At 28.4% G+C, this 19,971-nt stretch carries 19 protein-coding genes; 4 read left to right on the top strand and 15 right to left on the bottom strand.

Annotation, left to right across the window (positions count from 1 at the left end; genetic code table 11):
- Positions 1-44: 44 nt before the first annotated feature.
- The 4 genes from murD to BHYOB78_RS05155 all read right to left on the bottom strand — a co-directional run bounded on the left by murD (position 45) and on the right by BHYOB78_RS05155 (position 3,765).
- Positions 45-1,460: a UDP-N-acetylmuramoyl-L-alanine--D-glutamate ligase gene (gene murD / locus BHYOB78_RS05170; RefSeq protein ID WP_020064428.1), complete on the bottom strand. Its 1,416-nt coding sequence runs from the start codon at positions 1,458-1,460 to the stop codon at positions 45-47.
- A 77-nt stretch (positions 1,461-1,537) separates the two neighbouring features.
- Complete coding sequence (locus BHYOB78_RS05165; RefSeq protein ID WP_020064427.1) at positions 1,538-2,329, bottom strand: PhzF family phenazine biosynthesis protein; 792 nt, start codon at positions 2,327-2,329, stop codon at positions 1,538-1,540.
- A gap of 214 nt (positions 2,330-2,543) precedes the next feature.
- Positions 2,544-2,798 carry a hypothetical protein gene (locus tag BHYOB78_RS13725; RefSeq protein ID WP_020064426.1) on the bottom strand — a complete coding sequence of 85 codons (255 nt, stop codon included), beginning with the start codon at positions 2,796-2,798 and terminating at the stop codon, positions 2,544-2,546.
- A gap of 88 nt (positions 2,799-2,886) precedes the next feature.
- Entirely contained in the window at positions 2,887-3,765 is an 879-nt protein-coding gene (locus BHYOB78_RS05155; protein WP_020064425.1) for a cation diffusion facilitator family transporter, read from the bottom strand.
- Positions 3,766-4,016: 251 nt separating this feature from the next.
- Here BHYOB78_RS05155 and fabD point away from each other — a divergent pair, with 251 nt between their 5' ends.
- On the top strand, positions 4,017-4,931 hold the full coding sequence (gene fabD / locus BHYOB78_RS05150; RefSeq protein WP_012669742.1) for an ACP S-malonyltransferase: 915 nt from the start codon (positions 4,017-4,019) through the stop codon (positions 4,929-4,931).
- 140 nt (positions 4,932-5,071) lie between these two features.
- On the opposite strand, the gene ahpC is transcribed toward fabD, so the two are convergent.
- The 6 genes from ahpC to BHYOB78_RS05120 all read right to left on the bottom strand — a co-directional run bounded on the left by ahpC (position 5,072) and on the right by BHYOB78_RS05120 (position 10,414).
- On the bottom strand, positions 5,072-5,635 hold the full coding sequence (gene ahpC / locus BHYOB78_RS05145; RefSeq protein WP_012669741.1) for an alkyl hydroperoxide reductase subunit C: 564 nt from the start codon (positions 5,633-5,635) through the stop codon (positions 5,072-5,074).
- Between the two features lie 349 nt (positions 5,636-5,984).
- Entirely contained in the window at positions 5,985-7,004 is a 1,020-nt protein-coding gene (floA, locus tag BHYOB78_RS05140) for a flotillin-like protein FloA (protein ID WP_020064424.1), read from the bottom strand.
- A gap of 20 nt (positions 7,005-7,024) precedes the next feature.
- Positions 7,025-7,729 carry a UMP kinase gene (gene pyrH, locus BHYOB78_RS05135; protein WP_020064423.1) on the bottom strand — a complete coding sequence of 235 codons (705 nt, stop codon included), beginning with the start codon at positions 7,727-7,729 and terminating at the stop codon, positions 7,025-7,027.
- A gap of 529 nt (positions 7,730-8,258) precedes the next feature.
- Entirely contained in the window at positions 8,259-8,744 is a 486-nt protein-coding gene (locus tag BHYOB78_RS05130) for a GNAT family N-acetyltransferase (RefSeq protein WP_020064422.1), read from the bottom strand.
- A gap of 43 nt (positions 8,745-8,787) precedes the next feature.
- A complete protein-coding gene (locus BHYOB78_RS05125; protein WP_020064421.1) occupies positions 8,788-9,273 on the bottom strand; it encodes a GNAT family N-acetyltransferase in 486 nt (161 codons plus the stop codon).
- A gap of 16 nt (positions 9,274-9,289) precedes the next feature.
- Positions 9,290-10,414 (bottom strand): aminopeptidase, encoded by a 1,125-nt coding sequence (locus BHYOB78_RS05120; protein ID WP_020064420.1) that lies wholly within the window; start codon positions 10,412-10,414, stop codon positions 9,290-9,292.
- A 147-nt stretch (positions 10,415-10,561) separates the two neighbouring features.
- Here BHYOB78_RS05120 and BHYOB78_RS05115 point away from each other — a divergent pair, with 147 nt between their 5' ends.
- Complete coding sequence (locus tag BHYOB78_RS05115) at positions 10,562-11,074, top strand: DUF2147 domain-containing protein (RefSeq protein WP_028331325.1); 513 nt, start codon at positions 10,562-10,564, stop codon at positions 11,072-11,074.
- A 3-nt stretch (positions 11,075-11,077) separates the two neighbouring features.
- On the opposite strand, the gene BHYOB78_RS05110 is transcribed toward BHYOB78_RS05115, so the two are convergent.
- Positions 11,078-12,703, bottom strand: coding sequence for a peptide ABC transporter substrate-binding protein (locus BHYOB78_RS05110; protein ID WP_020064419.1), 1,626 nt, complete (start codon positions 12,701-12,703; stop codon positions 11,078-11,080).
- Between the two features lie 146 nt (positions 12,704-12,849).
- Positions 12,850-14,037: an acetate/propionate family kinase gene (locus tag BHYOB78_RS05105; protein WP_012669733.1), complete on the bottom strand. Its 1,188-nt coding sequence runs from the start codon at positions 14,035-14,037 to the stop codon at positions 12,850-12,852.
- Positions 14,038-14,568: 531 nt separating this feature from the next.
- Here BHYOB78_RS05105 and BHYOB78_RS05100 point away from each other — a divergent pair.
- The gene (locus BHYOB78_RS05100) at positions 14,569-15,342 is read left to right on the top strand and encodes a CAP domain-containing protein (protein ID WP_012669731.1); all 774 of its coding nucleotides are present in this window, start codon (positions 14,569-14,571) and stop codon (positions 15,340-15,342) included.
- Between the two features lie 23 nt (positions 15,343-15,365).
- Positions 15,366-15,776, top strand: a complete 411-nt coding sequence (locus BHYOB78_RS05095) for an ExbD/TolR family protein (protein ID WP_012669730.1) — start codon at positions 15,366-15,368, stop codon at positions 15,774-15,776.
- A 95-nt stretch (positions 15,777-15,871) separates the two neighbouring features.
- Here the strand turns inward: BHYOB78_RS05095 and BHYOB78_RS05090 are convergent, their stop codons facing one another.
- Genes BHYOB78_RS05090 through BHYOB78_RS05080 form a run of 3 tightly spaced genes read right to left on the bottom strand, consistent with a single transcriptional unit; the run spans position 15,872 to position 19,846 of the window.
- Complete coding sequence (locus tag BHYOB78_RS05090) at positions 15,872-17,818, bottom strand: ABC transporter ATP-binding protein (protein ID WP_012669729.1); 1,947 nt, start codon at positions 17,816-17,818, stop codon at positions 15,872-15,874.
- A 53-nt stretch (positions 17,819-17,871) separates the two neighbouring features.
- Positions 17,872-18,561 carry an ABC transporter ATP-binding protein gene (locus BHYOB78_RS05085; protein ID WP_012669728.1) on the bottom strand — a complete coding sequence of 230 codons (690 nt, stop codon included), beginning with the start codon at positions 18,559-18,561 and terminating at the stop codon, positions 17,872-17,874.
- On the bottom strand, positions 18,554-19,846 hold the full coding sequence (locus BHYOB78_RS05080) for an ABC transporter permease (protein ID WP_012669727.1): 1,293 nt from the start codon (positions 19,844-19,846) through the stop codon (positions 18,554-18,556). Before BHYOB78_RS05080 ends, BHYOB78_RS05085 begins: the two co-directional genes overlap by 8 nt.
- Positions 19,847-19,971 lie beyond the last annotated feature (125 nt).

Here is a 19,971-nt window from a genome sequence, read left to right as displayed (position 1 = left end):
AATATTCAAATATAAAAATAAAATAATTATATTAAATTATTAAATTATTCTTTAGAAATTTCACTGAGTTTATACACCAAACTTTTGAAATATTTTCCTCTCTCCTCATAATTTTTAAACATATCAAAGCTAGTACAGCCTGGTGATAATAAAACTGTATCTCCATTTATTGATATAGCCGAAGCATAATTGAAAGCATCTGTCAAATCTCTGACTATAATTTTATTTTCAAAATGAAGCATCTCTGAAAGAGCCTCTGCTGCTTCTCCTATAAGTATAAGTTTTTTTACTCTAGCATTTATAATATTATTTAAATGAGTAAAATCTATATTTTTATTTCTTCCGCCCATTATGAGAATGATATCCTTATCAAAAGATTTTAAAGCACTCATTACAGAATTCATTGATGTGGCTTTTGAATCATTGACATATTTTACTCCGTTAATTGTGGCAACTAACTCTACTCTATGCTCTATACCCTTAAAATTATTCACAGCTTTTTCTATATATTCAACAGGTATATCATCTTTCAAACATATCAAAACAGCTGCCAATATGTTGGCTATATTATGTTTACCTATCACTTTTCTATTAGCTATAGAAAATAATTTTTCATTCTCATAATATATATATTCATCTTCTTCATTGTAGTAAATTGTAGCAAATTTACTTTTTAAAGAAAATGTAAGAAGTTTCATTTTACAATTACCATTAAGCTCATTATACCAAATATTAGTATATATATTATCATAATTGAGTATAAGAAAATCATTTTTATTTTGATTAATAGTTATATTCTTTTTTGTATTAAAATAATCTTCAATATCTTTATATCTATCAAGATGATCTTCAGCAATATTTAATACTGCAGCTATATGAGCATGAAATTTTTCAACTGTCTCTAATTGAAAACTTGAAAGCTCTAATATTACATCTTCATCCTCCTCTATTGTTTCAATATCTTTTGAAAAAGTGTTACCGACATTACCTAGAAGTCTTGCTTTTTTATATGATTTTATTATATCATGCACTAATGTAACAGTAGTAGTTTTTCCATCTGTTCCTGTTACTGCGATATAATTTCTATTAGGAAGAAAATTGTATGCAAATTCAATTTCCCCTATAATTTTTATATTTCTTCTTTTAGCTTCTTCAACTATAGGTATTGTATGGGGAATTCCAGGAGAAATTATTATAAGAGTAATATTATCTAAAATAGATATATCCTGATTACCAAAAAATAATTTGACATCTTTATCTTTTAATGCTTCTATACTGTCTTTAAGTTCTTCTTCTGTCTTGCTGTCACTCAAAGCATATTTAATATTAGTATTAAAAGCTCTGTTAATATCATATAAAATATTAGCAATACTTACTCCGCTTCTTACAGTAGCTCCTAAAATTAATATATTCTGTTTTTTTAATACTTTTATATAAGTTTTATTCAAATCTAAAATCATTTTAACACCAAACAATTATTTTTATAAAAACTAATTATAACAAAATAATGATAAATTTAAATAATATATTTTTAAATTTATTGTATATATATTTCAGCACTTGAGTATAATGCGGCCTTTCCTGACAATTTTACACGATTACCATTAAAGCTGCAATATAATATACCGCCCCTTTTAGAAGCCTGAAATGCTATAATATCTTTTTTACCCAATTTATCCGCCCATAAAGGCACAACATGACAATGTCCTGAACCGCAAACAGGATCTTCATAAACGTTTAATTTCGGTGCAAAACTTCTTGTAATACAATCATATTCGCTGCCTTTAGAAGTAATATGCAATAAAAGTCCTTGAAGATTCTTTACTTTTTCAATATCAATATTAGCTTCAATTACTTGCTTTTCATTTTCAAGTACGCATAACAAATCTCTGCCCATATATGCTTCTAATGGTTTAAATCCTATAGCCTCTTTCATTTCATCTGTAACATCTATTTTTTTTAATTCATAAGACGGAAAATCCATTTCATACAAATCATTATTTTTTACAACATTTAAAATTCCGCTTTTAGTTTTGAAGGATATATTCTTTAACTTTTTATCAATTATATTCATTAATACGAATGCTGATGCCAAAGTTGCATGTCCGCATAAATCTATTTCACCGCCAGGAGTAAACCATCTAAGTTCATAATCATTATAGTTTTTTAATATGAATGCAGTTTCAGAAAGATTATTCTCTTTTGCAATATTAAGCATCATATCATCTGAAAGCCATTTATCTAATAAACAAATAGCAGCAGGATTTCCGCTAAAAACTTTGTCTGTAAATGCATCAACAATATACTGTTTAAGTGAATAATTTTCCATTGTATGCCTCTATAAAAAATTATTATGATAACTTTAAATTATTTTATCGCTTTTTTAAAATATAACAATAATAAATCTATATATTTACATAAATATCTTTAGTTTTTAAATTCATTATATTAAGAGTATTCCATTTAGTTTGAGTGATAATATGTATTTCATTATTAATAATACAAAATTCATTAGAATAGCTTGATACTTCAGAATGATAATCTTATCTTTTTAAATAAATTACTTCCAATGTTTCTATATTGATAACAGCAGAATTTAATCCTTTCTCCTCAGTTATACATATATAAGGATACATTAATTTTAAAACCGTAACTTCTTCTTTGGAATTTATATTTTCTATTTTTATTAAATATTTATATGAATTATATTTTTTATTATACTTTATTAATTTAGAATCATCAGTAAATAAAAAATATTCTTCTAAATTTTTATCATTTAAAACGGCACTCTCTATCATAGTGTTTATGATAAAATAAAAATGAAAAATATCAATGAGAATCTACTCAGCCCACCCACCCGCCCCTATTTTTTATTAGATTAGCATTTTATTTGTATGCTTCTATATGTATAGTAGGTTCTATACTCAATCTTTCTCTTATGGCATTTTCAAATAATGTAGCCTTTGAATGAGCATCAAAAACAGTCATATCTTTAGGAAAACGCATATGGAAAGTTATTTCACTATGATCTCCATAAGTATGTATATGAAAATGATGTAAATTCAAATCAGTGTTATCTATATTCATTTCTTCAGCTATTTTTTTTATACTATCAATTGTTTCTTCAGAAGGATACTCACCTATCAAAGGTTTTATGCTAGATTTAATAACATCAAAAGCAGCATAAAATATAACAAGCGAAACTAATATACTTAATACACTGTCTAACCACCAAAAACTTTTACCAAATAAAATACCAACTAATATAATTATAGAAGTAACACTATCACTTCTATGATGCCAAGCATCTGCATACAATGATTTAGAACCAGATTTTCTGTATCCCCAAAAAGAATACTGTGCTAATAATTCCTTTACAAGTATTGAAACTATCATAGCAACTATAGCCATAGTTGTAAATGAAGCTGATTTTTTATCCATAATGTTTTGAATAGCTTCAGAGAAAAAAGTATATCCTATAAATACAAGCATTATTCCAACTACAAAACTTGTTATAAGCTCAATTCTTCCATGTCCGAAAGGATGCTCTTCATCTGGAGGTCTTTTTGAAAATATTCCGCCTATTATAACAATTATACTGCTTATGCAATCACTTAATGAATGCCAAGCATCTGCCATAATTGAAAGAGAACCTGTTAATAAACCTACAGCATACTTAAAAGCAAATAATAATATATTAATAATTACAGATACTATACCCTCTATTATCATGTATTTAGATTTCTTCTCATTACTCGTATTCATATTTTATAACCCCAAATTAATTTTAAGTATTGTATTAAAGATACTCAATTTAATATAAAATGTCAATTATTCAAATATAAATTGTTGTTTACAGATTCGAATGTTTTAACTTTAATTAAAATAGTATAACTAATATAAGAATTATCAAAATCAAATTAATGTCTTGATAAAAGTTAAATTTTTTGTTAATATTTTATAGATTATCAATTTAAGAAAATAAAATATTTATAATAAGAAAAGGAGAATAAAATATGTCAAATATAGCATTTCTATTTCCTGGTCAAGGTTCTCAATGTGCTGGTATGGGAAAATCTTTGTATGATAATGTTGCTGAATCTAAAGCAATATTCGATAAGGCAGCTAATATTTTAGATGATGTTGATATCAAAGCATTATGTTTTGAAGGAAGCGAAGACGATCTTAAAAAAACAGAAAATACTCAGCCTGCTTTAGTTACAGTAGGTATGGCTGTTTATGAAGCTTTAAAAGCTAAAGGCGTTAAAGGAAATTTATTTGCAGGTCATAGCTTGGGTGAAATTACGGCTCTTTCAGCTGCAGGATATATATCATTTGAAGATGCTGTAAAAATTGCTAGAACTAGAGGTTTGTTAATGGCTAAGGCTGGAGCTGATGCACCTTATGGTATGGCTGCAGTTATGGGATTAGATTATGATGCAGTTTCTAAATGTATGCCTGAAAATAAAGAAGTTGTTGCTGCTAATTATAATTTAAAAGATCAGATAGTTATATCAGGATTACTTAGTGCAATAGAAGCAGTTACTCCTAAACTTCAGGAGGCTGGTGCTAAAAGAGTACTTCCTTTAAAAGTATCTGGAGCTTTCCATTCTCCGTTTATGAAACCTGCTGCTGACAGCTTAAAAGAATTCTTAGAAAAAATAGAATTACATAACAATGACAATAAAGTATTATCAAATGTTACAGCTGAAGTTCATGATTTTAATTCTATTAAAGAAAATTTATATAAGCAAATGTTCTCAACTGTAAGATGGTATGACAGCATGCTTAATATGCAAAAACAAGGAATAACAAAAATATTTGAATGCGGACCTGGAAAAGTTTTAGTTGGAATGACTAAAAAAATCACTCCTGATATAACAGCATTACCTGTATTTGATATTGATTCTTTAAATGCTGCTATTCAATAATATAGTTAACTAAAAAATAAAAAAAGACAAGATTTATTTTATTAAATATTTCTTGTCTTTTATTTTGCAAAAAATTATGAAAATAAAAAAGGACATATAAAATTAATTATATGTCCTATTATATTTATATAGTTAATATATTATAGCTTACCAACTAGATCAATTCCTGGTTTTAAAGTGCTAGCACCTGGTTTCCATTTAGCAGGACAAACTTCACCGCCATGTTCAGCTACATATTGAGCAGCTTGAACTTTACGTAATAATTCATTAGCATCTCTACCTATTCCCATATCATGTACTTCATAAGCTTTGATTTCGCCTTGTGGGTTTACAATAAAGCTTCCGCGTAATGCTTTACCTTCTTCTTCTACATATACTTCAAAGAATTTAGCTAATACTCCTGTTGGATCTCCTAGCATTGTATATTTAAGATTTTTAATAGTTGGTGTAGCATCTGCCCAAGCTTTATGTACAAAATGAGTATCTTCAGAAACTGAATATACTTCACAATTAATTTTCTTTAATTCATCGTATACTGTACCTAAATCAGCTAACTCTGTAGGACATACAAATGTAAAGTCTGCTGGATAGAAGAAAAATACACTCCATTTTCCTAAAACGTCTTTAGTTTCAACTGTTTTGAATTCACCGTTTTGATAAGCTTCAACCTTGAAATCTATTAGTTTTTTATTAATTAAACTCATATTATAACTCCTTTTATTTATTGTTTGTATACTCTAACAATACATCAAATAATATTTTTTGTCAAGTGAAAAAATATCTATATTAGTAAAAATTACTAAAAAATATAGTTTTTTATAATTTTTATTTTGACTATAAAAAAGAATTAATTTTATTCATTATATATAAATGACATTATATCTAAATTTTTTATAATCTTAATAAAAACATTATTCAAAATCAAATTATATTGTCATTATTATGGCATAAACTAAAAAATATAAATTTTTTAAGCTATAATTTTTTATAATATAAAAATAGGCTGCATATAAAAATACACAGCCTATAAAATAATCTATTTATAATAATGATTTACTGTTTCACATTACCGGAAGAATTACTATTTTTGCTCATTGAATCCATACCGGATATGCTATAACGCATTTCAGTATCAGCCATAACATTTTTCATATTGTAATAATCGAGTACTCCGATATTACCTTTTTTAAGTGCTTCAGCAATAGCAAGAGGTAATTGAGATTCAGCTTCAACAACTTTAGCTTTCATCTCTTCAACCTGAGCACGCATTTCCTGCTCTCTAGCTATAGCCATAACTCTTCTCTCTTCAGCCTTAGCCTGAGCAATCTTTTTATCAGCTTCAGCTTGGTCAATCTGTAAGAAAGCACCAATATTGCTTCCAACATCAACATCAGCTATATCAATAGAAAGTATCTCAAAAGCAGTACCTGAATCTAATCCCTTAGCAAGAACAACTTGAGATATTCTATCAGGATTTTCTAAAACTTCTTTATGTGAAGCAGAACTACCTATAGTAGTAACTATACCCTCACCTACTCTTGCAATTATCGTTTCTTCTCCTGCACCTCCAACAAGTCTGTTAATATTAGTTCTAACAGTAACTCTTGCAGTAGCTTTAACTTGTATACCGTCTTTAGCAACAGCAGCAATTAAAGGTGTAGCAATAACTCTAGGGGAAACAGAAGTTCTTATAGCATCAACTAAATCTCTTCCAGCCAAATCAATAGCGGCCGCTCTTTCAAAATTTAAATCTAAAGAAGCTTTATCAGCAGCAATCAAAGCATCAGCAACAGCAGTTGGATTTCCGCCTGCTAAATAATGTGCCTCAAGTTCATTGCTTCCTATTTTTAAACCAGCCTTCCATAATTTTATCTGATTCAATACTATAAGTGAAGGATTAACTCTCCTTAAACGCATAGTTATTAATGTTATCATATTTATTCTTACACCAGAAAATAAAGCAGTAACCCATAAACCTATTGGGAAGAAGCGTAAGAAAATAATGATAAATATTAATATTATAACAATACCAATAAACATTGGAATAACAGGTATATAACCATAATCAAACATAAAAACCTCCAAAATATCAATTAATTATGTACATAAGTTCCTATAGACTCACCTAAAATAGCCTTTGTAATGTTTCCATTTGTATGCATATTAAATACTCTTATAGGCATATTATTATCATTAGCCATAGCGAAAGCTGTCATATCCATAACTCTTAAATTTTGATTAATAGCTTCTTTAAATGTTACTTCATTATACATTTTAGCATCTGGATTCTTTTTAGGGTCTTTATCATAAACACCATCAACATTAGTGCCTTTTAATACTATAGAAGCACCAATCTCTAAAGCTCTAAGTATTGCAGTACTATCAGTTGTAAAATAAGGATTAGAAGTACCTCCGGCTATTATCAAAACATTTCCTCTTTCCAATATACGAATTGCTTTGTCTCTTTCAAAACCTTCTATCATACCTTCAATATTAAAAGCAGAAAGTATTTGAGTAGGAGTGCCTGCTGCCATAAATCTATCTTTCAAAGCTATAGCATTCATAATAGTGGCAAGCATACCCATAGAATCTGCAGTAGCTCTCACCATACCTGTTTTATCAGATAACTGCATTCCTCTAAAAATGTTTCCTCCGCCTACAACAACAGCTATTTCTGTATCACTTCCAGCTTCTTTCATCTCTAATGCTATTCTATCAACAACATTATTATCTATACCATATTCTTTTTGACCAAGTAAAGCTTCGCCTGATATTTTGAGCAATACTCTTTTTTTCATTATTGACCTCTTTGTAAAGTTAATTTTTTGAATTATACTATTTTTTTCATATATAATCAAGATTTAATATCATATCATTAAATAAAAATATTTTAGTATATACCTAAACAACTATATTTTGTCAAAAATTATTTTCTTAGTTTTATTATTTATGGGGACTAGCCCCCCTCCCAGTTCTTTTGTTGGCACAAAGAATCAAAAAGACTGCATTTTTATAGGCTATACCCTATATTTAATAGACATGTTTTTAATATAAAGTTCTAGCATTTGCGTTTTTTGCTACTTTTTTGTGCGGCAAAAAAGTAGATAAAATTATATAAAGTGGATCAGTTGACAAACTTAAAAATTTTTAGTATATACTGAAAATTTCTAAGTTTGTCAACCGCGAGCTGCGGTACCTTCCCACACGGTATCACTTATCCTTAACGAATATCCTCTATACGTGCGGATGATTACTCATTATTGTACAAAATTAATAATTTATATTAATAAAAAAGCAAAAATTGACAACTGTAATTGTACCTGTATATTAAAAATCTAAAAATTTTTTTAAAGCATCATTGGTAAGTCTGTAAACTCTGGCATCCTTAACCATTTCAGCTCCGGTTGATAAATAAAAATCTATACTAGATTTATTCCAATCCAAACATTGCCATTCAAGCCTTCCGCAGTTTCTACTAAGAGCTATTTTTGCAACTTCTTCAAATAGTTTCTTACCGTATCCAAAGCCTCTGTATTTTTCATTGACATATAAATCATCTAAATAAAGCCCATGCCTTCCAACAAAAGTAGAAAAAGTTTCAAAAAATACAGCATGCCCAACTGGAACATCATCTTCAAAAGCAATGACAACCTCTGCCTTTTTCTTATCAAAAATATTTTCTTTTAAACTTTCCTCTGTAAGATTAAGTTCATGCTCCAAACTCTCATAAACAGCAAGCTCTTTTATGAATCTCATTATAGTTGGTATATCTTCAACAGTTGCAAATCTAATACTAAATTTTTTATCACTCATCTATACAAACCTTCAAATTTTATAATAATTATTCTTTTACAAATTATTCTTTAGCAAAACTTTTTAAAACATCATGACTCAATCTATATGTAGTCCAATCTTCCATTCGTATCGCATTTAAAGATAAATAGAAATCAATGCTAGGTTTATTCCAATCCAAACACTGCCAATCCAATCTCTCGCACCCTCTTTCTACTGCAATCTTTGCAACCTCTTTCAAAAGCTTCTTTCCGTAACCTAATCCTCTATAATCAGGATTAATATATAAATCTTCTAAATATACTCCCGCCTTTCCCAAAAATGTAGAAAAATTATGAAAGAATAATGCATATCCTATTTCAATATTATTCTCTGAAGCTATTAAAACCTCGCATTTCTTCTTTTCAAATATCCACTCTTTAAGTATCTCTTCGGTAGCAGTAACCTCATGCTCTAATTTTTCATAACGGGCAAGCTCTTTTATAAATTTTAATATTAAAGAACAATCTTCTACAGCAGCAAATCTAACATCAAATTTCTTATCACTCATTTACAAACCTTTTATATTATTTTAAATTATTAGGATTCAAGCATTTTAAACTATCAGCAACAAATAATCCGTCTTTTCTTATCAATTTATCATCAAAATAAATTTCTCCTCCGCCGTATTTTTTAGTCTGTATACATACCAAATCCCAATGTATTTTAGAGCTGTTTCCATTACTAGCATCATCATAGCAAGCACCGGGAGTAAAATGGAAACTTCCCATGATTTTTTCGTCGAATAATATATCTTTCATAGGCTCTGTAATATACGGATTAACTCCTATAGCAAACTCTCCTATATATCTAGAACCAGCATCACTGTCTAATATTTTATTTATTCTGTTTGTATCATTACAAGTTGCATTTATTATCTTTCCATTTTTAAATTCGAATTTAATATTCTCATAAGTAAATCCGTCACTATATAAAGAAGGTGTATTATAAGATAAAACACCATTAACAGAATTTTTCACAGGGGCAGTATATACTTCCCCGTCAGGTATATTAAGTTCACCAGCACATTTTATAGCAGGTATATCTTTTATAGAGAAAGTTAAATCAGTTCCCTTTCCAACTATTCTAACTTTATCAGTTTTATTCATAAGTTTTACTAAATTATCCATAGCCTTAGACATTTTAGAATAATCCAAATTACAAACTTTAAAATAAAAATCTTCAAATTCATCTGTACTCATAGAAGCCTGCTGTGCCATAGCTGGTGTAGGATAATTCATAACAACCCATTTAGTATTTTTTACTCTCTCTTTCATATGAACAGGATCAAGATAAAACTTTTCATATATAGCATGATTTTCCATTTTTACAGAAGAACTTTCTGAACTATTTAATCCGCCCCATATTCCAACATAAGCATCCATCTCTTTCATAAGCATTAAATCAGATTTAGCCCAAATTTTCATCTGCTCTTCATTACATTGCTTCAATAATTCTCTAAGTATATGAGGATCATGATTCCAAACAAAAGGACTTGCACCTACCTTATAAACTTCTTTAATAATAGCATTTACTAAATTTCTTTCCTCGCCTTCACCGTAAGATTTTATTAATATTTTTTCACCTTTTTTTAATTTACATGAATAAGTAACTATATTTTTCGCTAATTTTTCTATTCTAGAATCTTTCATAAAATGTTTCCTTAATTTTATATCATTTATTTTAGATTGATTCATTTTACATAATAAAAAATAATAATCAATATATAAATTATAAAACGCTATAGAAAAAATATTATTTAGATATATAATTTATAAAAAATGAATTTGGATTATAAAATGAGAAATAATATATTGTCTATAATATTTATAATTATATTTAGTTCTTTATTATACGGTCAAAACAATGCAAAAGATGTTGAAGGTTTCTGGGGTATGCCTGAAAAACCTAAAGGAAGAATGAAAGTAGCAAAGATAATAGTTATTGATAATAAAGTATATGCTTATGGAATAGCATTGCATAATGATGTAAAAAGTACATTAGACATACATAATCCTAATAAATCACTTAGAGATAAAGATTTAAAAGGATTAATATTTATATATGATATAGAATTCAAAGATGGTGAGTGGCAAACAGGAAGAATATATCATACAGATCAGGGAAGCACATACTATGCCAAAATAAGTTTATCAGATGATAAGAAAACATTATATCTAAAAGCATCATTAGATAAAAAAGGCATAGTAGGAGCAACCGTAGAATGGACAAGACTCTCAAAAGAAGAATCTAATAAATATTCAGATATTCCTGTAAATCAATTAAGAACAATAGAAGGAAAAGGAATATAAATATTAATTAGTTTCTTCTATAATCTCAGCCCTACTAAAATTATATATACCGAATATATCATAAACAACATTAGTTAATTTTTTATTCTGCATTACAGTTCCGGCATAATAATATATTGGAATAATAGCCATATCATTCATAGCAATATCTTCAGCTTTATGCAAATACATACTTCTGTCTGAATCACTTTCAGCAATGGAAGCGTCTAATAAAGCCTTATCAAATCCAGGATTAGTATATCTACCCTCATTCAATACATATCCTGTTTTTACTAAAGCTAAAAATGCAGCAGGACTATTATATCCGCCAATCCAGCCCTGTCTTGCCATATCAAAATTTCCATCTCTTCTAGTTTGTAAAAGTACAGCCCATTCCTCCTGCCTTATCACCATATTTATATTTAATGCTTCTTTTAACATAGCTTGTATGCTTTCTGCAATGGTAACATGAAAACCAGGATTTGTTATAAATTCAAATACAGGGAAATTTTCTCCATTAGGATAACCGGCCTCTGCAAGTAAAGCTCTAGCCTCTTCTACATTCTTTTGATAATCTTCAGTCTTTGTAGAAAAATATCCGTCTTTCTTATCCCTAAAATTATTTGTACTATCAACATCTTTTATATTATAAGGAACAATACCAGCAGCAGGCTTCTCTCCTCCTTTCATAATATTATTCACTATATATTCTCTATCTATAGCTAAAGAAATTGCCTTTCTTACTCTAGCATCATTAAAAGGTTCTTTTCTATTATCAACTTCATAAAAATAAAGTGATATATTAGGTACTGGTCTTGCTATGCCTTCTTTTAAAAGTTTTTCTCTGTCATTTATAGGTGTATTATGATAAAAATATATTTCTTCATTAATTATTGCTGACATTGCTGTATTATCATTATCTATAAATTCAAAATTAATAATATCCGGTTTTATTTCTTTATAATTCCAATAGTCTGTATTTTTTCTTACAACTAATCTTGAATTATGATCCCAACGTACAATTTGAAAAGCACCGTTTCCAACCATAGTATTAACATCTAAAGTCCAGCCATCCTCATTTTGACTGACAATATCCTCTCTCAAAGGCGTATAAGCAGTATGAGCTACCATCTCCGCAAAATAAGGCACAGGATATTCTAATTCTACATATAAAGTTTTATCATCTAATGCTTTAACTCCTAATGTTTCTTTATCTTTTTTCCCCATCATTATATCGCTTGCATTTTTTATAACATCTAAAAGTATTGAATATGAAGCTCCATTTTTAGGATCAACTATACGTTTCCAAGCATATACAAAATCATTAGCTTTTAAATCCATTCCGTCGGACCATTTTGCATTGCTTCTAATATTAAAAATATATATTGTATTGTTATTAGATGAAGTCCAGCTTTCAGCAGCACCAGGTATTATATTATTATTTTCATCTCTAATAGTTAAATTTTCAAATAAATGTGTTGTATATATCATAGCATCTACTGCAGAATTTTTAGTAGGGTCTATAGTTTGAGGCTCAGGGCCAACAGATACCGTTAATTCATTCAAAATATTTTTTGGCTCTTTATGGCATGATAAAATAAAAATAACAGATAATAAACAAAATAATTTAATTAATATATTCTTTTTCATAAAATAATATTTCCTAATATAATATTAATACTTTATAGTATCGAAATAAATTATAATTATCTAACTTAAAAATTAAAAAAATAGGGCATCTTAATAATTAAGACACCCTACTATAAAAATGTTATATAACAAATTATTTTTTATTCTTATTTTGCAAGATTATAAGTATCCATAGCTATAGCTTTTTCTTCATCAGTAGCTATAACATAAAGTTTGATAGCAGCGCCATCTTTTTCAAAATTAGCACAGCCTCTAGCTTTAGAGTTTTTATCAGCATCGCATTTAATACCAAGCTCATCTAAACCTTCAAGTATTCTTCCTCTGATATAAGCACTATTTTCACCTATACCGCCTGTAAATACTATACCATCAAGATGTCCTAAAGCAGCCATATAAGCTCCTATATATTTTTTAACTCTATAGCAGAACATAGTAATGGCAAGTTCAGCCTTAGGATTAGTTTTAGCAGCTTCTTCCAAGTTTCTCATATCATTACTAACACCAGAAACACCTAAAAGACCGCTTTTTTTATTTAAAATATTATCCATTTCTTTTGCAGATAAATTTTCTTTAGCCATAACAAAAGTAGGAACAGCAGGATCCATATCTCCTGATCTAGTACCCATTACTAAACCTTCTAAAGGAGTTAAACCCATACTAGTATCAATAGACTCTCCATTTTTAACAGCTGTAACACTAGCACCATTTCCTAAGTGGCATACTATAACATTAGCATTAGGTTTGTTAGTTACTTTACAGAACTCACCATAAACATATTTATGAGAAGTACCATGGAAACCATAACGACGTATTTTATATTTATCATACCATTCATGTGGAACAGCATACATATAAGCATAATCAGGTATTGTTTGGTGGAAACTAGTATCAAAAACACCTACCATTTTTACATCTTTTAATATTTCTTTACAAGCACTTATACCTTGTAAACCAGCTGGGTTATGTAAAGGAGCTATATCGCAGCAAGCTTCAATGGCTTTTATAGCTTCATCAGTAATTAATATACTTTTATTGAATGCTTCACCGCCATGAACAACTCTATGACCTACAGCAGATATTTCATTCATATCAGCTATAACGCCAACTTCTTTGTCTGTTAAAAGAGAGAAAATTAAAGACATACCTGCTTTATGATCAGCAACTTTCTGTTCTATTTTTTTCTCTTTTCCCTTTTCTACAGCTGTGTGTTTTAAAGCACTTATTTCTTCGCCGATTTTTTCTAAAAGTCCTTTAGCTAAAACTTTTGCTTCAGGCATAGCGAATAATTGATATTTAATACTTGAACTTCCTGAATTTATTACCAATACATTCATAAAATGACTCCATAGTTTTGATTATTTTTATTCATTATACCATACTCCGTATATTTATCAATGAATTTTTATTTCATTAATAAATAACTTAATAAATAAAAAAGGATTTAAATACATAAATATCTAAAACCTTTTTATGAATATATGATATTTTTCTTATTCTTTATTTTCTATCCACATAATAGTATATCTCTAAAATGATTTGCTTCTGTAGGAAAGCCATATAGTATCTTTCTTTACTTTAGCTTTTATAGTTATATTCTGTCCCAAATACTTAGCATATTCATCGAAAAATTTCTTATTGAAATAAGAATCTCTCTCCTCTGTAGTTATAACTATATTTGTAAATATAGATGTACCTACTATTATAATAGTACCTGTAATCTACTGTTTCTTAGTAAAAAGCATAAAGAAAAAAACTAACATAAAAAAATAATATTATTTTTACATTTATTTTCTTTTATTTTTTACAAAATCATTATAGAATTAGATTTATAATTATATAATTTTAAAAAATTTTGGAGATTAAAAATGAAAAAGTTAAATTTCATAATAATATTTATCTTTTTATCAACTTTAATACTTAGTGCTAATACTATAGAAGACGAAGTATTTAGATTAATAAATTTAGAAAGAAGTAAGGTATCTTTACCTCCTCTTCCTAATAATCAAAGACTTCATTCATTAGCATTATATCATGCTGATAATATGGCTAAAAATAAATTCTTCAGCAATACAGATTTAGACGGATTAGACTCTAAAGCAAGACAAGTAAAATTATATCCTGAAATGGTTGGAAATATAAGTGAAAGTTTGCATAAATTAGACGTTGTTCCTTTTACTGATAAAAAAGCTGCTGAAAGCATTGTTAAAGATTTGATGAAAACTCCTGACAGCAAAAAGAACATATTAAGCAAGGAATATAATGCTATAGGAGTTGGTGCTGTAAAAAGAGGTGTTGGTGTTTATACTACAGTAACATTTGCCAACATAGTTGCTGAATCTGTTGACTTCTCACCTAAAGCTAAAGAAGGCAGTGAAATAACTGTAAAATATAGAATACTAAATGGGGCTGCTTTTACTGATTTTAAATTGGCTGTAGAAATGGCTGATCCTGAAGCTAGAATCACAGGAGATGATGGAAAAACATACATAGGAAAAGTAATATATGATGTTAAAGATATGGGCAACTCTATATTAGGAAGAACTTTCAAGGCTGAATATGGAAAAGGAGATTATAAAATTTCTATTCTATATAAAGGTCAGCATTTCTTAAGTAATGTAAGAACTATAACAGTAGAATAACTTTAATAATGCAGTGTGCGCATATGAAGTTTAGAAGAAGATTCAATATAAAAAGCGGAATAGATTTAACCCCCATGATAGATATAGTATTTAATTTGCTTATATTCTTCATGGTGGGTTCAACAATTATAGTTACGCCTCAAATAGAAATTAGTTTGCCAAAATCAACATCAGCAGTAGGATCCGATAAAAATGAAACCGTAGTAATAAGCATATCAAAAGACGGACAAAAATATATAAATGGATACATATCAGAAGATATTGATGCAGATCTAAAAAAATTAGCTGATACAGAAGGAGAATTGGAAAAGCCTGTGGAAATACGTTCAGATCAAGATGTAAAAACTCAAACTTTAATATCTGTTATAGACAGTGTCAAAAATGCAGGATTTACAAGACTAAGCATAGCTACTGAAACATCAAATGATAATTAATTTTCATATTAATTTATACTTATTAAAAACTTAAATATAAAAAAATAGCTGCTAATAATAATTATAGCAGCTATTTTTATTATTTTAATAATCTATTAATTATCTCTAAACTGTAATGAATATAAATATTGATACTTTCCGCCTTTCTTCATTAATTCTTCATGAGTACCAGATTCTATTATTTTACCATCTTCTACTACACATATATAAGTAGCATTTTTAATAGTTGAAAGTCTGTGAGCTATAACAAATGTAGTTTGAAGATTAATAATTTCATTTAATGCTTTTTGAACATACATTTCACTTTCGGTATCTAAAGCACTTGTAGCCTCATCTAAAATAAGTATTGACGGCTTTCTTAAAACAGCTCTAGCTAATGCTATTCTCTGACGCTGTCCGCCAGAAAGCATAATTCCTCTAGGACCTATATGTGTATCATAACCATTAGGTAATTTCAATATAAACTCATCAGCATGTGCTATTTTTGCTGCTCTAAACATATCATCATCTGTAGCTTCAGTATCGCCATACAAAATATTATCTCTTACGCTTCCATAAAATAAAATATTTTCCTGTGATACAACTCCTATATGCTGCCTTAAACTTCTAGTATTTATTTCATTTGCATCTATTCCATCAAATAAAATTTGTCCGGATGAAGGTAAAAATAATTTAGGTATTAAAGTTACAAGTGTAGTTTTACCTCCGCCTGAATTACCTACAAAAGCAACAATATCACCTTTTTTCACTTTAAAATTAATAGGTCCCAATTTGAAAGGTTCTTCATTACCTCTTCTAGGATACTCGAATTCAACATCTTTAAATTCTATAGAATTTTCTATAGGCTTCATCTCCATTTTTGACTTATCATCAACTTTTTCCTGAGGCAAATCCATTATTTGAAATACTCTTTTACCTATAACTTTTGTAGACTGCAAACCTACAAAAAGTCCTGATAAATCTCTTACAGGAGTAGAAATATTAAGCATATAAAGCAAAAATCCCCATAAAAACTCAAAAGGCATTTCTCCATTAAATACTAAATATCCGCCATAAGCCAATATAAGCAGCATAGCAACTATCATAATGAGTTCTACTAATGGTCTGTTCAATGCTGAAACCATAGTCATCTTTCTTGTATAATCTATTATTTCATTATTATAATTTATATATCTATTAACTTCTACATCTTCTTTAGAGAATATCTTTATAACTTCTATACCTCTCATATTCTCCTGCATTATACCGCTCATATTAGCATTCATTTCCTGAGATTTAGAAATTCTAGGTCTTATAAGTTTTGATATTTTATCTGTTCCTATAGCTATTAATGGACTTGCTATCAAACAAACTAATGTAAGCTTAACATTCAAAAAGAAAAGTACTGCTAATGTAAGTATTAAAGTTAAAGGTATTGTAATCATATTAGGAAAAGTACCTGTAACAAATCCTGATATCACTCCTCCCTCACCTATACGAGCCAATATTGTACCTTCTCTTTCCTGCTTAAAATATCCAATATCAGTATTTAATACAGCCTTGAGCATATCAGCCTGAACATCTCTGTTTATTGCCTGAGAACAAAAACCGAATAAAAATGATTTAAAATAATCCAATCCAACTCTTAAAATAACATAAACAATACCTATTATTATTACAGCAGTAAATTGCAAAAGCAAATTAGCATTGAAAATATTTCCTGAACTGAAAGCATCTCCAAGTATTGATTTAGCATCTATTTCAAATAGTTTTTTCAAAAAAGGTATTCTATCTACAAGCTGTGCAGATTTTCCACCTGTAAGTGCTATAGCCATTTGACCGAAAAAAGGAGGAAGTATATTTATTACGGTATATAATAAACTAAGTATAAATGGTATAAAATATAATCCTTTTTGCTTCCATGCATATTTAAACATTCTTCTATATACATGTTTTTCATCAGAAGAATAATATTTATCTATATGAATATCGCTTCTTGCAGTTTCATGAAGTTTTTTATGTTCTTCTTTTTTTTTGAAAAATTCTTTTATTTGTTTAATCATTTAAAAAACCTAAATTATTATTTTTTTTATTTTATAGTAAAACACACTATATTTCAATATTCTATTAAATTCTCACCATATTCCAAACGCAATTTTCTATCAGCCATGTTAGCAATAGAAACAGAATGCGTAACTATTATCAGAGAAGCATTACTTTGTTTTGTCATATTCCATAATAATTCTCTAACCATTTCAGCATTTTTTTTATCCAAATTCCCAGTAGGCTCATCAGCCAATACTACACTAGGTCTGTTTATCAAAGCTCTGGCTATAGCAACTCTCTGTGCCTCACCTCCTGAAAGTTCTCCTATTCTATGCTCCATTCTATCTTTTAAACCAACTGTTTCAAGCAAAACCTCAGCTTTTTGTCTGGCTTCCTTTTTATTATATTTAAGCATTAAAGACGGTATCATAACATTTTCTAAAGCACTAAACTCGCCAAGCAAATTATGAAACTGAAATACATAACCTAGAGAACTATTTCTAAAATGAGCTAATTGACCTTCATTCATTTTTCCAATGTTATTACCTAATATATCTATACTGCCTTCTGTAATATCATCTATACCGCCAATTAAATTTAAAAGAGTAGTTTTTCCGCTGCCGGATTCTCCTGTTATGGCAAGTATTTCATTTTTATAAACTTTTAAATTTATTGATTTTAAAACTTCTACTTTAGGAGGTCCTGCATAAGTCTTTTTTAAATTTTCTATATTAATTAAAACCTCTTTATTATCACTCATATCTCAATACCTCCGCAGGTTTATATCTGCTTGCTATATAAGCAGGTATTATAGCAAATAAAACTGAAAGCAAGAATGAAATACTAGCAACCATTATAACCTGAGAAGCATGTATTATAGAAGGAAGTCCTCCGCTTACATAATATATATCTGAAGGAAAGAAATCAGGTACTATAGGTATTGATAATCCTCCTATTTTAGAAGGTATAAACCATATAATATTAACTATTACCTGAAGTATTATTCTAATGCCGTCTAATGCCTCATTTACATAATTAGCAAGTAATATGCCAAATATTACACCAAGCACAGTACCTATTAAACCAATTATAGCTCCTTCCAAAAAGAAAACTTTAGCTACATTTGAAGGCCTTAAACCTAATGTCTTTATTATAGCAATATCACGCCTTTTATCTTTAACAAATATTATCTGACTTGAAGCTATATTTAAAGCTGCTATCAATATAATAAAAGAAAGTATCAATGCAAGCATCAATTTTTCTGTATGCAAAGCCTGAAAGAAATTTCTATCGAATAACATCCAAGGCATAACATTATAAAACTCTTTTAAATCAGTATCAATTTTTTTGGCAACTTTATCAGCATCAAAAAAATTTCTCACCTTAACAGCAACGCCTGTAACAGCATTATCATATCCAACCATTTTCTGACCTGTAGTAAGAGGAACTATTACCATTCTGCTGTCATATTCATAATACCCTGTTTTATAAATACCTTTAATAGTGAAAGTAGTTTTCTGAGGTTTAAATCCTCTTTCAAAACTTCCTGAAGCTGAAATTATATCTATAGTATCGCCAATAGACAAAGCATAATCTTTTGCCATTTCAGATCCTATTAAAGCATCATTAGTATTCATATCTTTATTATTGCCTTCAACAAAATTAAAATATTTTATGAAGTCTTTATCGGTTGTGAATATATTATCTTCAAAAGAACGCACTGTTATAAGAGTAGTAAAACCATATGAACGCATTATACAAGGTAAAACTATATAAGGATAAGCACTTGTTATTTCTTTATTGTTCATTATGTTATCAACAACATATTTATAATCTGTAAGCGGCTGATCACTATAAGCACTGATATTTATATGTGCCCTCATTCCAAGTATTTTATCTCTTATATCATCTTGGAAGCCATTCATAACTGAAAGTACAGTAATCATTACCATATCCCCAACTAATATTCCAAGAACACATATAATAGTTATTATTGAAACAAATGAAAATTTCTTTTTGGCTCTTAAATATCTGACGCCAAGCATTAATTCTAATCTCAAATTATCTCCTTAAAATAAACAAATCATATAATATACAGTTTGAGATATTATATATTATATACAATAAATTTAAACCTATTTTATTTAAATGTAATAAAACTTTTATAATA

The sequence above is a fragment of the Brachyspira hyodysenteriae ATCC 27164 genome (assembly GCF_001676785.2).
Classification (GTDB): Bacteria; Spirochaetota; Brachyspiria; order Brachyspirales; family Brachyspiraceae; genus Brachyspira; species Brachyspira hyodysenteriae.
Note: the sequence above shows the minus strand (reverse complement) of the source record. Positions and strands in the feature narration are given on the sequence as shown.

Excerpts from the sequence above, each read along its gene's own strand:
- murD (WP_020064428.1), bottom strand. The coding sequence starts at position 1,460 with ATGATTTTAGATTTGAATAAAACTTATATAAAAGTATTAAAAAAACAG.
- BHYOB78_RS05165 (WP_020064427.1), bottom strand. The coding sequence starts at position 2,329 with ATGGAAAATTATTCACTTAAACAGTATATTGTTGATGCATTTACAGAC.
- BHYOB78_RS13725 (WP_020064426.1), bottom strand. The coding sequence starts at position 2,798 with ATGATAGAGAGTGCCGTTTTAAATGATAAAAATTTAGAAGAATATTTT.
- BHYOB78_RS05155 (WP_020064425.1), bottom strand. The coding sequence starts at position 3,765 with ATGAATACGAGTAATGAGAAGAAATCTAAATACATGATAATAGAGGGT.
- fabD (WP_012669742.1), top strand. The coding sequence starts at position 4,017 with ATGTCAAATATAGCATTTCTATTTCCTGGTCAAGGTTCTCAATGTGCT.
- ahpC (WP_012669741.1), bottom strand. The coding sequence starts at position 5,635 with ATGAGTTTAATTAATAAAAAACTAATAGATTTCAAGGTTGAAGCTTAT.
- floA (WP_020064424.1), bottom strand. The coding sequence starts at position 7,004 with ATGTTTGATTATGGTTATATACCTGTTATTCCAATGTTTATTGGTATT.
- pyrH (WP_020064423.1), bottom strand. The coding sequence starts at position 7,729 with ATGAAAAAAAGAGTATTGCTCAAAATATCAGGCGAAGCTTTACTTGGT.
- BHYOB78_RS05130 (WP_020064422.1), bottom strand. The coding sequence starts at position 8,744 with ATGAGTGATAAAAAATTTAGTATTAGATTTGCAACTGTTGAAGATATA.
- BHYOB78_RS05125 (WP_020064421.1), bottom strand. The coding sequence starts at position 9,273 with ATGAGTGATAAGAAATTTGATGTTAGATTTGCTGCTGTAGAAGATTGT.
- BHYOB78_RS05120 (WP_020064420.1), bottom strand. The coding sequence starts at position 10,414 with ATGAAAGATTCTAGAATAGAAAAATTAGCGAAAAATATAGTTACTTAT.
- BHYOB78_RS05115 (WP_028331325.1), top strand. The coding sequence starts at position 10,562 with ATGAGAAATAATATATTGTCTATAATATTTATAATTATATTTAGTTCT.
- BHYOB78_RS05110 (WP_020064419.1), bottom strand. The coding sequence starts at position 12,703 with ATGAAAAAGAATATATTAATTAAATTATTTTGTTTATTATCTGTTATT.
- BHYOB78_RS05105 (WP_012669733.1), bottom strand. The coding sequence starts at position 14,037 with ATGAATGTATTGGTAATAAATTCAGGAAGTTCAAGTATTAAATATCAA.
- BHYOB78_RS05100 (WP_012669731.1), top strand. The coding sequence starts at position 14,569 with ATGAAAAAGTTAAATTTCATAATAATATTTATCTTTTTATCAACTTTA.
- BHYOB78_RS05095 (WP_012669730.1), top strand. The coding sequence starts at position 15,366 with ATGAAGTTTAGAAGAAGATTCAATATAAAAAGCGGAATAGATTTAACC.
- BHYOB78_RS05090 (WP_012669729.1), bottom strand. The coding sequence starts at position 17,818 with ATGATTAAACAAATAAAAGAATTTTTCAAAAAAAAAGAAGAACATAAA.
- BHYOB78_RS05085 (WP_012669728.1), bottom strand. The coding sequence starts at position 18,561 with ATGAGTGATAATAAAGAGGTTTTAATTAATATAGAAAATTTAAAAAAG.
- BHYOB78_RS05080 (WP_012669727.1), bottom strand. The coding sequence starts at position 19,846 with ATGCTTGGCGTCAGATATTTAAGAGCCAAAAAGAAATTTTCATTTGTT.